At 62.5% G+C, this 12,613-nt stretch carries 8 protein-coding genes; 5 read left to right on the top strand and 3 right to left on the bottom strand.

What is annotated here, in order from left to right; all coding sequences use genetic code 11:
- Positions 1–3: 3 nt before the first annotated feature.
- Both gspE and gspD read right to left on the bottom strand, forming a co-directional pair.
- Positions 4–1,521: a type II secretion system ATPase GspE gene (gene gspE / locus KFO72_RS01790; protein ID WP_054929343.1), complete on the bottom strand. Its 1,518-nt coding sequence runs from the start codon at positions 1,519–1,521 to the stop codon at positions 4–6.
- Complete coding sequence (gene gspD / locus KFO72_RS01785) at positions 1,518–3,893, bottom strand: type II secretion system secretin GspD (protein WP_225031254.1); 2,376 nt, start codon at positions 3,891–3,893, stop codon at positions 1,518–1,520. Before gspD ends, gspE begins: the two co-directional genes overlap by 4 nt.
- A 514-nt stretch (positions 3,894–4,407) precedes the next feature.
- Between gspD and KFO72_RS01780 the strand changes: the two genes are divergently transcribed.
- Both KFO72_RS01780 and KFO72_RS01775 read left to right on the top strand, forming a co-directional pair.
- Complete coding sequence (locus KFO72_RS01780) at positions 4,408–4,851, top strand: lytic transglycosylase domain-containing protein (RefSeq protein ID WP_054929341.1); 444 nt, start codon at positions 4,408–4,410, stop codon at positions 4,849–4,851.
- A 163-nt stretch (positions 4,852–5,014) separates the two neighbouring features.
- Positions 5,015–6,295: a GTP-binding protein gene (locus tag KFO72_RS01775; protein ID WP_225031253.1), complete on the top strand. Its 1,281-nt coding sequence runs from the start codon at positions 5,015–5,017 to the stop codon at positions 6,293–6,295.
- 89 nt (positions 6,296–6,384) lie between these two features.
- Here KFO72_RS01775 and KFO72_RS01770 read toward each other — a convergent pair whose 3' ends face one another.
- Positions 6,385–6,663, bottom strand: coding sequence for an HU family DNA-binding protein (locus KFO72_RS01770; RefSeq protein WP_007581741.1), 279 nt, complete (start codon positions 6,661–6,663; stop codon positions 6,385–6,387).
- A gap of 468 nt (positions 6,664–7,131) precedes the next feature.
- Between KFO72_RS01770 and mnmC the strand changes: the two genes are divergently transcribed.
- The 3 genes from mnmC (at position 7,132) to KFO72_RS01755 (ending at position 12,441) form a co-directional block, all read left to right on the top strand.
- The gene (gene mnmC, locus KFO72_RS01765) at positions 7,132–9,096 is read left to right on the top strand and encodes a bifunctional tRNA (5-methylaminomethyl-2-thiouridine)(34)-methyltransferase MnmD/FAD-dependent 5-carboxymethylaminomethyl-2-thiouridine(34) oxidoreductase MnmC (RefSeq protein ID WP_225031252.1); all 1,965 of its coding nucleotides are present in this window, start codon (positions 7,132–7,134) and stop codon (positions 9,094–9,096) included.
- A 905-nt stretch (positions 9,097–10,001) separates the two neighbouring features.
- Positions 10,002–11,204, top strand: a complete 1,203-nt coding sequence (locus KFO72_RS01760; RefSeq protein WP_060599482.1) for a cation:proton antiporter — start codon at positions 10,002–10,004, stop codon at positions 11,202–11,204.
- Positions 11,205–11,325: 121 nt separating this feature from the next.
- Entirely contained in the window at positions 11,326–12,441 is a 1,116-nt protein-coding gene (locus tag KFO72_RS01755; protein ID WP_060599483.1) for a YbdK family carboxylate-amine ligase, read from the top strand.
- The last annotated feature ends 172 nt before the right edge of the window (positions 12,442–12,613 follow it).

Below are 12,613 nucleotides of genomic sequence, written 5' to 3'. Positions count from 1 at the left end.
GCTTTAGACCCCGCCCGTCACGCGTATCACTTCTTCGAGCGACGTCAAGCCCGATGCGAGCCAGCGTTCGCCGTCCTCGCGCAACGTGCGCATGCCGTGCTTGCGGCCGGTTTCGAGAATCTCGGCGTCGGAGGCATTACGGTGAATCAGCGAGCGGATCGATTCGTCGACGTTCAGCAGTTCGTACACGCCGCGCCGTCCCGCATAGCCCGAATGTCCGCACCTTTCGCAGCCGACGGGGTGCCAGAACTTGCGGCCGCCTTCTTCCTCGCGCTCTTCCTTGCACACGGGACACAGACGCCGCACGAGCCGCTGCGCGAGCACGCCGAGCAGCGACGACGCGAGCAGATACGGCTCGACACCCATGTCCGTCAGACGCGTGACGGCGGAGGCGGCGTCGTTGGTGTGCAAGGTGGCGAGCACGAGGTGGCCCGTCAGCGACGCCTGCACGGCGATCTGCGCCGTTTCGAGATCGCGGATTTCACCGATCATGATGACGTCCGGGTCCTGACGCAGAATGGAACGCAGCGCGCGAGCGAAGGTCATGCCGATCCGCTCGTTGACCTGTGTCTGACCAATGCCGGACAGATCGTATTCGATCGGGTCTTCGACGGTCATGATGTTCGTCGTCGCCGTCTCGAGCCGCGACATCGATGCGTACAGCGTCGTCGTCTTGCCCGAGCCCGTCGGGCCCGTCACGAGCACGATGCCGTGCGGACGCGAAATCAGCTTGTCGAACTGGCCGAGCGTATCGGACGCCATGCCGAGCGCTTCTAGATTCAGGCGCTGCGCGTCTTTTTCCAGCAGACGCAGCACGGCGCGTTCGCCGTGGCCCGTCGGTAAAGTCGATACGCGCACGTCGACGGGCCTTCCGCCGACACGCAACGTGATGCGGCCATCCTGCGGCAAACGCTTCTCGGCGATATCGAGCTGCGCCATGATCTTGATCCGCGAAATCAGCGCGCCGTGCAGCGCTTTCTTCGGACGCACCACGTCGCGCAGCGTGCCGTCGACGCGAAAGCGCACCACTGACGCATTCTCGAACGGTTCAATATGAATATCCGACGCCTGTTCGCGCGCGGCCTGCGTGAGCAATGCGTTGATCATGCGGATGATCGGCGCGTCGTCTTCGGATTCCAGCAGGTCTTCCACTTCGGGAATGTCCTGCATCAGACGCGACAGATCGACTTCGCCTTCCACTTCGCCGACCACCTGCGCGGCGCTGCCGTCCTGGCGCGAATAGGCCTGATTGATCGCCTGCGCCAGTTCATCCGCATCGAGCCGCACCACCGACACCGCGCCGAAATTGCGCGCGACTTCCGCGAGCGCGGCCTGCGTCGTGCGCTCGCTGATCCACACTTCCATGGAATCGGCGTGTTGATGCGCGACGAGAATCTGGCCGCTCTTCGCGAAGCCATACGGCACGAGCCGCGCGGCAAGCGCAGAAGGCGGCTCGCGATGCGCTCCGCCCGTCGCCGCTGACTCGAGCGGCGCGCTGCCGGGCGCGTGCGGCGTGCTCACGGCTGCACCTTCTGCGTACCGGTGGCCGGTTGAACCGGGACCGTTTGTGCGGGCGGCTGCATCTGCGGCTGCGTTTGCATCTGCGGCTGCGTTTGCATCTGCGGCTGCGTCTGAGGTTGCTGCGGAACGTACGCCGGAGCCGGGACGGGCACGCCAAGCGCCTGTTGACGACGCATCGCGTCGAGATCGAACAGGTTCAGCGTCGATCCCCCCTGGCTCGGGCCAACCGGCATCGGCGGCACCACGGGATCGTCCTTGTCCTTGATCAGGTTGTTATCGGACTTGTACGCGCCCGTCACACCCTGGATGTAGTCATAGCGGTTCGCCGTCACCGCTTGCGCCGTGTCGCGGTCGTTGATGATCACCGGACGCAGGAATACCAGCAGGTTGGTCTTCGCGCGAATCTTGTTTTCCGAGCGGAACAACTGGCCGATCCACGGGATGTCGCCGAGCAGCGGCACCTTGCTGTTGCTGACCTGGTAGTTGTCCTGCATCAGGCCGCCCAGCACGATGATCTCGCCGTTGTCGGCAAGCACCGTCGACTGGATCGAGCGCTTCGTGAACTCGGGGCCAGCCGGATTGGTCGCCACATTGGTCGTGCCCGCCACGATCGCTGAATCTTCCGTATACAACTGCAGTTTGAGGATGCCGCCTTCGGTGATCTGCGGCTTGATGTGCAGCGTCAGGCCCACGTCGATGCGATCGAAGGTGTTGAAAGCCGTGCTCGCCGTGCTGCTAGTCAGGTTCGAGTATGAGCCTGTCTGGATCGGCACGTTCGTACCGACGACGATCTTCGCTTCCTGATTGTCGAGCGTGATGAGGTTAGGTGTGGACAGCACGTTGGCATCGGCCGTCTGCGACAACGCCTGCAGCAACGCGCCGAGCCCCTGCACACCGAACAGGTTGTGCAGCCAGCCCACATTCAGGCCCTGCTGGAGATTCTGCGTCGCCAGCGCGGTGGCGAGGCCGCCCGTCGTGGCGTTGGCCGCCGCTGCCGCCGTCAGGTTGACGATACTGTTGCCGCCGCCCGTGGCAAGGTTGGTGCCGGCAAGCAGGTTGCCGCTGCCGATCTGCCACTGGATACCAAGGTTGGCGTTCGTGTTCGAGTTCAGCTCGACGATCAGCGCTTCGATGTAGACCTGCGGGCGGCGCACGTCGAGCTGGTCGATGACGGTGCGCAGATTGCGGTAGACGGGATCGGACGCGGTGATGATCAGCGAGTTCGTCGACGCGTCGGCCTGGATCATGCCGCCTGGCTGATTGTCGTCACCGCCGCTGCCTTCCTTTTCGCCGAGAAAATCCGAGTTGCTGTTGCCCTGACCGCCATAGCCGCCACCGCCGGCGCCGCCGCCCAGCGGATTGGTGCCCAGCGACGACCCTGACGAACCGCCCATCGATCCCGACGGCAGCGGCGGCGTGCCCGCGCCACCCGTCGACGATGGCGAGTTGTTCTGGTTGAACGAGTTCGCGTTATTGCCGCCGCCCGACGACGACTCGTTGCCGCCGCCGCCGCCCTTGCCGAGCATGCCGCGCAAGGTCTTCGCAAGACGCACGGCGTCCGCATTGCGCAACGATACGACGTGCATGTTGCCGGGCTGGCCGGTTGCGGCGTCGAGCTGCCTGGCGAGCGACTTTGCCGCCGCGAGACGTCCCGCGTTCGAGGCGCGCAGCAGCAGCGAATTGGTGCGCGGATCGGCCTGCACGGACACCTTGAGCGTCGCATCGGTATTACCGATCGTGCCCGGGTCGAGCATCTTCGCCATCTGTTGCGCGACGTCGATCGCATTCGCGTTCTTCAGCGGCACGACCTGCACCTGCTGGCCCGCCGCCGTGTCGACGCCCTGGATGATCTGGGCGATACGGCGCACGTTATCCGCGTAGTCCGTCACGACGATCGTGTTGTTGCCCGGATAGGCCGCGACCGTGTTGTTCGGCGAGATCAGCGGACGCAATACGGGCAACAGGTTATTCGCCGATTCATTCCTCAGCTGGAACACCTGGGTGACCACCTGATCGCCGCGCGCGGCAGGCGTATTGCCGACATAGGTCGGCACGCCTTGCAGCTTCGCATCGGCTTCGGGTACGACCTTCAGGACGCCATGGTCCTGCACCAGCGAAAAGCCCTGCATTCTCAACGCGGATTGCAAGGTCTTCAGCGCCTGGTCCTCCGGAACGGGATTCTCGGAAACCAGGTTCAGTTGCCCCTTCACACGCGGGTCGACGATGATGGTTTTACCCGTCGCCGCGCCAATCGCCCTCGCCACCTGATCGATGTCGGCGTTGACGAAGTTGAGCGTCACCTGAGCGTGGGCGATCTGCGCGGTGATCATGCCAGCGACCAGCAACGCTGTCGCGACGCGACGCAATGCCATACGATTTCTTCTCATGGATATGGTTTCGAAGCCGACGTTGTGATCCGCCGACAGTCATGCACAGTGGACGACCGGCCGACACCTGGTCGTCGCCGGTCCGGCAAAACGCTTCCGTGGCAGCCAGTGCCAAGGATGCCTTGCCTCCCTGTAATCAAAAACAACGAACAGTAACAGCTTTTCATGTCGGAAATGTCACAGAACGCGGGAGTTCCGTGCGATTCCTCTAACGTTTCCGATCCGGCGCTTCTCGGATTGCGTAATCTGTTAAGTTCTTGAAAGTTTTGTCTTGCGGACGGGTGCGCGTTTGCGGCCGCCTTTGGCCGCAAGTTACTCGCTTATGTCGGCTGGCCAACTTTAACGCGTCATGTCCAGCCGGTATGATACGGGCGGAATGACGGTTCGAGTATCCCGACGGTAACGGGTTTTCCCGAGTGCAAGCCCGCCAGATATAGGTTTCGAGTCGTCTTTACCGTCGCATTGCTTAGGAATCGAACATAGTTTGCCATCTTGACCGATGAAGCCAATCGCCCTGACTGCCGCCGTTGCTTTCGCCGCGCTAATTAGCGCCGGGTCCGCACGCGCCGACTGTTTCGACGAGGCAGCCGGTTATCAGAAGGTCAACCCGTTGATTCTTCGGGCCATTGCGTGGCAGGAATCGCATAACCGTCCCACGGCGGTGCACAAGAACGCCAACGGTTCGACCGACTATGGCGTCATGCAGATCAACTCCGTGCATCTGCCCGTGCTCGCGCAATACGGCATCTCGCAGGGCACGCTGATGGAGCCGTGCAAGAACGTGTACATCGCCGCCTGGCATCTGCGCCAGAAGATGAACAAGTACGGCAACACATGGGCGGCCGTCGGCGCCTACCACTCGGAGACGCCCTCGCTGCGCGACGAATATGCGCGGCAAATCGTGGCCATTCTTCGTAAGTGGAATCTGATGCCTGCCAAATAGTCGGGCCGCGCCGTTCGGCCAGTTTCATATTCGCCGCACTTCAGTGAAGGCGTCGCCTCGCTCCAGTTGATGCACAATGCGGCTTCGTGCTGCTGCCTGTCCAGGTCCGTTTGAACGTCCGGACGGCGCATGCGTCATTCACCTTCAAGTTTTCCGTACCGCGATGAACAAGCCGCTTTTGCCCGTCACCGTGATCTCCGGTTTCGTGGGCGCGGGCAAGACCGCGCTCGTCGAGCAGATTCTGTCGAACCGCGCTGGTCCACGCGTGGCCGCGATCGTCACCGACCTCGCCGCCGTGCGCCTCGATATCGACAACGCGGCGCCCGCATCGTCGCCCGCTTCGCAGGTTGAATTGCCGAACGGATGTCTGTGCGCGCAGGCCGGGGAAGATTTGCTCGAACAGATCGGCGAACTGGCGTCGGCGGATCGCTTCGATGCGATCGTCATCGAGGCGGCTGCTACCGACGAGCCAATGAACCTCGTCGAGTCGATCATCGAAGACGAAGCGCTCGCCGCGCGCGTGCGTGTCGATACTGCCGTGACCGTGATCGATGCAGCGGGCTTTCTACGCGATTACGCGTCGGCCGATGCGCTGTCCGAACGAGGCATCGCCGCTTATGAAGAGGACGATCGGACGATCGTCGAAGTGCTGATCGAGCAGGTCGAGTTCTGCGATGTGTTCGTGATCAACAAGGCGGACCTCGTTTCCGCCGACGATCTCGCGCATCTGCAGGCCGTACTCGCCGCGCTCAACCCGCGCGCCGCGCAGATCGTGAGCAGTTATGGCAATGCGCCTGTCGAGGAAGTGATCGGCACGGGGCGCTTCGATTACGACGCGACGTCGAACGCGGCCGGCTGGCTCGCGTTGTTGCACGATCCTTCGAGCCATGAAAACGAAAGCGGCGGCCACGGCGTCGGGCATGTCGTCTATCGCGCGCGGCGGCCGTTTCATCCCGAACGGTTGTGGGCGCTGCTGCATGAAGAGTGGAAGGGCGTGTTGCGCGGCAAGGGCTTCTTCTGGCTCGCGACGCGCAACGAGATTGGCGGTTCGCTGTCGCAAGCGGGCGGCGCTTGCCGACCTGCGCCGGCAGGAACATGGTGGGCCGCGCAAGATCGCAGCGAATGGCCCGAAGGCGATGACGAGCTGCTGGAAGAAATCGCCGCGGACTGGTACGGCGATGCCGATGACTTCACCATCGGCGACCGTCGCCAGGAACTGGTGCTGATCGGCATCGACATCGATCCGGCGCAATGGCGCGCGAAGTTCGATGCGTGTCTGCTGACCGACAAGGAGTACGCGTCAGGCGCTGAAGGCTGGCGCGAACTGACCGATCCATTCCCCGCGTGGGATCTCGAAGACGACGATCACGACCACGATCATGGCCACGACCATCATCATCACCACGATCACGATGACGACGGCCATCATCATCACCGTCATTGAAGGTGATGGACCGACGTAACGCCGTCATCGAACATGCAGACGAAAAAAAACCCGCCAATGGCGGGTGTCAACAACTCAGGCGCTGATGCTTAGCGCTTGTTGACTGCGTCCTTGAACGCCTTGCCAGCCGTGAACTTAACGGTCTTCGCGGCCGGAATCTTGATGGTTTCGCCCGTCTTCGGGTTGCGGCCCGTACGTGCTGCGCGCTTGCCCGAACCGAAGCTGCCGAAGCCGATCAACTGGACTGCATCACCCTTCGCCACTGCCTTCTTGATGACTTCAAGCAGCGTGTCCAGCGTCTCGCCGGTTTGAGCCTTGCTGGCGCCCGTCTGACCTGCGACGGCGTCGATCAGTTCCTGTTTGTTCATTAAGGTTCCTTTCTGGTTTAGGTTGACACGAACAGCGCGAACGCGCCGATTATACGTGCGCGCGCCGCGCCGTCGAGCAGCGACGGCTCGGGAATACCCCCGACTCCCGCAGCGCGCCTGGCGCCGCACGGAGCACCGTGCTGCCGCTTCCCTCGCGGCGCTTGCTATGATAGCGCAGCGCAAACCCAATCTGGATAAGGGTTTCGAAGAATTACACCCTGCAACGCCTGATACAGCATGGAAAGCAGCATTTTTGGCCTGCAGAGCATCGAATAGGCGCTATCCGAGTCGTCCAAAGCCCCGTCAGCGTTGGTTTTTGCCAACGTTCGACACCTCTGCGACAGGCTGCGGACGCCGTCTGGACGGGCTGTGACGGGTGTCGGCATGGCGTGACGGCTGCCAATTCCTGCTTCCAGTCAGTGCTTTGCCGTTCCCCGTTTCTCTTCCTTGCACCGCATTTCATCGCGCATGACCGACCCGCTCGTTCCCGCCATCCTCGCGTTTCGCGACAACGGCACCCCCTATTCGCCACGCCATGACGACATCTATCACAGCGCCGTCGGTGCACTTGCGCAGGCCGAATACGTCTTCCTGAGAGGCAATGAGTTGCCGTCGCGCTGGCAAAAACGGCGCGTATTCACGGTGCTGGAAACAGGCTTCGGCATGGGCATCAATTTTCTCGTGACGTGGGCCGCATGGCGCGCGGACCCGGATCGTTGCGAGCGCCTGCACTTCGTATCGACGGAAAAGCATCCGTTCTCGCGCGGCGATCTGATTGCCGCGAGCGCGGCGGCCGTTGCGGACGCATCGATCGCGCCGCTTGCGCAACAGCTCGCCGACGCATGGCCGACGCTCGTGCCGGGCACGCATCGGCTCGAGTTCGACGAAGGGCGCGTCACGCTCACGCTCGTGTTCGGCGACGCGGCGCAAACGCTGCCTTCGCTCTGGCTGCGCGCCGACGCCTTCTATCTGGATGGCTTCTCGCCCGCGAAGAACCCGGAACTATGGACGCCCGCGATCTTCAAGGCGTTCGCGCGCCTCGCCGGCGACGGCGCCACTTTCGCCACTTATACGAGCGCTGGCGACGTGAAACGGGGATTGCAGCAAGCGGGCTTCGAATACCGGAAAGTCGATGGCTTCGGATGGAAACGCGCAATGCTGGTCGGGCGCTTTGCGCCGCGCTATCGCGTGAGACGCCATGAGCCCCCGTTGCCGCTCGTCGTCGACGACCGACATGCCATCGTGATCGGAACCGGGCTCGCAGGGTGCGCGGCGATCGAGCGTCTCACGGCGCGCGGCTGGCGCGTCACGTCGCTCGAACGGCATGCGGGCGTCGCGCGCGATGCGTCGGGCAATCCCGCCGGCGTGTTTCATCCGATGATGTCGCGCGACGACAGCGTTGGCTCGCGAATCACGCGCGCGGGCTTCCTTTATGCGTTGCGGCAATGGGCCGCGCTCGAACAGCGCGGATATCGTCCGTTGCGCGGCCCGGAAGGTCTGCTGCAAATCGCGGCGGATGAAGACGAAGCGCGGGCGATGACGCAGGCGTTCGCGTCGTTCGCTTATCCACGGGATTACGTGACCGCCGTTTCCCACGAAGAAGCGCAAGGTATCGCCGGCATGCGCGTCGCGCGGGGCGGCTGGTTCTTTCCGCACGGCGGCTGGATCGATCCAGCGTCGCTCTGCGCAGCGCAATGCGAGGCGGCGGGCGGGTTGCTGGAGCGCCGCTTCAACGTGCTGGCATCGCGCGTCGAACGCGTTGCGAACCAATGGATGGTGTTCGATGCGAACGATGCGGCGATTGCCAGCGCACCCGTCGTCATCTTTGCGAATGCGCATGAAGCCGCGCGCATCGCCGGCCTGCATCACGCGCCAACGCGCAGCGTGCGCGGTCAATTGACGCTGCTGCCCATCGATACGGCGCAGGCGTTGCGTGTTCCCGTGATCGGCGAAGGATACGCGGTGCCGCTAAGCGATGGCTCGACGCTGACGGGCGCAACCTACGACATCGACGATCCCGACACGCAAATACGCGATGACGCTCACGTCGAGAACATCGAGCGTGTCGCCCAGATGCTGCCCGACATGCGCGATGCGATCACGCGTGAGCCTGCTTCGCTGGCGGGGCGCGTCGCGTTCCGCTGCGTGACGAGCGACCGTCTGCCGTTGATCGGCGCATTCGCCGACGAAGCAGCCGCGACGCACGACGCCAGCAAGCTGCGCGGCGCATGGCCGCTGGATCTACCGCGCGCGCAAGGGCTGTATGGCGCATTCGCGTTCGGCTCGCGCGGACTCGTATGGGCGTCGCTGGGCGCGGAACTGATCGCTTCGCAGATCGAAGGCGAGCCGTGGCCGATCGAGCGGGACCTCGCCGAAGCCCTCGATCCCGCGCGTTTTCTCTTGCGCGCGCTACGGCTCGGCACCACGAACTGACATTCTTCCTGTGGAAAAGTTATCCACGGCGCGTTGTGGATAACCGGGAAAATTGCGGGCGAAACTCGTGTGGAATCGATGTGGACGTAAACGGGGTAACTCGACAGACGTAAACATCGGCCAAAAGTTATTCATCGAACCCAGTCGGGCGCGCACATCAAGTGCATCCGGTTATGCGTTCTGCAAGACGCTGATTCGCTTCGGTAAACCCCAGTTATCCACAGAAATGCAGCGGGCTTGTTAACTTCTACTACGTATACATACGGTAAACATATTGATGAAAAGCCCACGGTGGATCGACGCCCGACGGCATCAGCTTTCCTGTTAAGAATTTCGCAAGGCTCGCTTCGTTTTGGCGCTCGTCTTCCTTGCTGTTCGTCGCTCGGAAACTGGAACGCCTGAGCGCAAGAACACTCAAACGCAAGCACGCCGAACATGCCCTTGCTCGAGACCCTCTGGACCTGCAAAAGCATCGTTGACAAGGCCATTCTTCCCCGAAGCAGGCGTGTTTTCCGGTCGCTTTTTCCTGTTGTCACGAAGTTAGCGTACGTTTTACCGCTTTGAGCGCTTGTTCGACGCTTTTCCGTCAAGTGTAAAAAAGCTATGGCACAATCGCCGTTCTTCCGCGTCGCGTTTTGCCCCCGCAACCGACGCGCCAAATGGAACGGTTGCCGGACCCACAGAATCTGATTCAAAAGTCGACGGCGCTCTTTTCACTCACGTCGGGCTGCCCGTAGTCACGCGGCATCGGCGTGGTCGTTTCAGTTTTTCACCCGATCGTTGACAACCCGCAACGCCGGCAGACGCGAACCGATCGCGGCAACGGACGCGGCGCGCGCTTTGCGTGCCGACGTCGTCCGCCCGTTCGCGTTGCCAGGCGTTGCCGCAAAGGAGAAGCCACCACGATGAAGTCGGCGTTTTCATTTTTTCCAGGCTGGCCGCTCACGCCCGATGCGATTTTTTGGGCAGGCCTCGCCTTGCTCGCCGCTGGTCTCGTCGGCGAGCTCTGCTATCGCGCGTGGCATCTGCCGCGCATTTCCGGCTATGCCGTGATCGGGCTGATCGCGGGATCGGCGGGTTTCGGCGTGATCGACGCGGACTCGGCGAGCACCGCGCGTCCGTTGCTCGATGTCGCGCTCGGCCTGCTGCTGTTCGAACTCGGCAGCCGCCTGGATCTGCGCTGGATTCGCCGCAATACGTGGCTCATCGTGTCGAGCATCGCCGAATCGACGCTCACCTTCGTGCTCGTGCTGCTGGTGCTGCTGTTTTTGAACGTGTCGTCGGTGACGGCGCTGGTGCTCGCGTCGATCGCGATGGCGACGTCGCCCGCGATGGTGATCCAGCTGAAAACCGAAGTGCGCGCCGAAGGCCAGGTCACGCAGCGGCTCTTGACGCTGACGGCGCTCAACAGCGTGTATGCGGTGGTCATCGAGAAGCTCGCGTCCGGCTGGCTGCATCAGGAAGCCTATGGCAACGTGCTCGCGACGATCCTCCAGCCGCTGTATCTGCTGATCGGCTCGCTGATCCTCGCGTATCTGCTCGCGCGCACCATCACGTTCTTTTACAAGCGTGTGAATCTGCAGGACGAGCACTCGTTCGTCGCGCTGTTCGGCCTCGTGCTGCTTGCGATTGCCGTCGCGCATATCTTCAAGCTGTCGACGATTCTCAGCCTGCTTGCCGCGGGCATCATCGTGAAGAATCTGGAAGCACGCCCGCAACTCTGGCCGGAGCACTTCGGCACCGCGGGCTGGCTGCTGACGGTGATTCTGTTCGTGCTGACGCTCACCACGTTCGAATGGCATGACGTCGCGACGGGCGGGCTCGCCGCCGTCGGACTGATCGTCGCCCGACTGGTGGCCAAGCTGGTCGGCGTGCTCGCGTTCGCCAAGCCGAGCGGACTCGACATGAAGCAGGGCATGGCGCTGGGACTGTCGCTGTCGCCGATGTCGGCGCTCGCGTATCTGCTCGTCGACGATACCTACCAGCTCTATCCGAATTTCGATCCGACGCTGCGCGCGGTCACGATGTGCTCGATCGTCGTGTTGCAGCTGGTCGGGCCGTGGCTCGTCTATCGCTCGCTCGCGCTCGTGGGCGAACGCCGCGAGTGAGGCGGCGAGCCGCACACCTTATTTTTCTTGCAGCTCGAGCGTTCGGCTGCAGCATTCGACAGTCAATCCGGCCGGCGCCGCCCGTATCGGGCGCCGATGCCGATATGAATCAGGAAACGCCATGTCACTCGAAGCCTTCATCGATTCGAAACCGTTCACCTTCGGTGTCGAACTCGAGATGCAGATCGTCAATACCCATGACTATGATCTGACCAAAGCAGGAACCGACCTGCTCCGGCTCATCAAGGACGAAAAGATCCCGGGCAACATCACGCCGGAAATCACCGAAAGCATGATCGAGCTGTCGACGGGCATCTGCACGACGCACGAGCAGGCGGTCGCCGATCTACGCACCATTCGCGACACGCTGGTCGCCGCGGCGGACCGGCTGAACGTCGGCCTGTGCGGCGGCGGCACGCACGCTTTCCAGCAATGGAGCGAGCGCAAAATTGTCGACACGCCGCGCTTTCAGTACCTTTCGGAGCTCTACGGCTACCTGGCGAAGCAGTTCACCGTGTTCGGCCAGCACGTGCACATCGGCTGCCCGGATGCCGACAGCGCGCTGTTCCTGCTGCATTCGATGTCGCGCTACATCCCGCACTTCATCGCCCTGTCGGCGTCGTCGCCGTTCGTGCAGGGCGTCGATACGGGCTTTCACTCGGCACGCCTGAACTCTGTGTTCGCGTTTCCGCTGTCGGGCCGCGCGCCGTTCGTCCTCACATGGGACAGCTTCGAAGAGTACTTTTCGAAGATGGTGCACACGGGCGTCGTGAACAGCATGAAGGACTTCTACTGGGATATCCGGCCCAAGCCCGGCTTCGGCACCATCGAAGTGCGCGTGATGGACACGCCGCTTTCCGTCGACCGCGCGGCCGCGATTGCCTGCTACATCCAGACGCTCGCGCGCCATCTGCTGCTCGACAAGCCCTTGATGCCCAAGGAAGACGACTATCTCGTCTACACGTTCAACCGTTTCGAGGCGTGCCGCTTCGGGCTGGCGGGCACGTGTATCGATCCGCAGACGGGTGAGCGCCGTACGATTTCCGAAGACATCATTCACACGCTCGAGCGCATCGCGCCGCATGCGGATGCGCTGGGCTCGGGCAAAGCGCTGGAGGAAATTGGCACGATCGCGCGCGGGCAGGTGAACGACGCGACCTGGCTGCGCAATGTGGCCGACCAGGAGCAATCACTGCATGAAGTGGTTCGGCAACAGTGCCTGCAGTGGCGCGCATAAGCGGCGCGTAAAAGCCGTAGCGTCGAATGCTGCTGCCTCGCCATCAGGCAGACCTCAACAAAACCCGCGCTTTGCGGGTTTTTTTTATTTTTGTCGAATGCCGATAAGGCATCCTCCAGTTTTCTCAAAGTTTACGTATACATACGTAGTAGTAGTTAACAAGCATTGCGTT

It is taken from the genome of Paraburkholderia sp. XV (assembly GCF_020177535.1).
GTDB classification, from domain to species: Bacteria; Pseudomonadota; Gammaproteobacteria; order Burkholderiales; family Burkholderiaceae; genus Paraburkholderia; species Paraburkholderia caribensis.
The sequence above is the reverse complement of the archived record's forward strand: the minus strand, read 5'-3'. Positions and strand labels throughout refer to the sequence as shown.

What these genes read in the sequence shown, in the direction of transcription:
- gspD (WP_225031254.1), bottom strand. Translation starts at nt 3,893, where the DNA reads ATGGCATTGCGTCGCGTCGCGACAGCGTTGCTGGTCGCTGGCATGATC.
- KFO72_RS01780 (WP_054929341.1), top strand. Translation starts at nt 4,408, where the DNA reads ATGAAGCCAATCGCCCTGACTGCCGCCGTTGCTTTCGCCGCGCTAATT.
- KFO72_RS01775 (WP_225031253.1), top strand. Translation starts at nt 5,015, where the DNA reads ATGAACAAGCCGCTTTTGCCCGTCACCGTGATCTCCGGTTTCGTGGGC.
- KFO72_RS01770 (WP_007581741.1), bottom strand. Translation starts at nt 6,663, where the DNA reads ATGAACAAACAGGAACTGATCGACGCCGTCGCAGGTCAGACGGGCGCC.
- mnmC (WP_225031252.1), top strand. Translation starts at nt 7,132, where the DNA reads ATGACCGACCCGCTCGTTCCCGCCATCCTCGCGTTTCGCGACAACGGC.
- KFO72_RS01760 (WP_060599482.1), top strand. Translation starts at nt 10,002, where the DNA reads ATGAAGTCGGCGTTTTCATTTTTTCCAGGCTGGCCGCTCACGCCCGAT.
- KFO72_RS01755 (WP_060599483.1), top strand. Translation starts at nt 11,326, where the DNA reads ATGTCACTCGAAGCCTTCATCGATTCGAAACCGTTCACCTTCGGTGTC.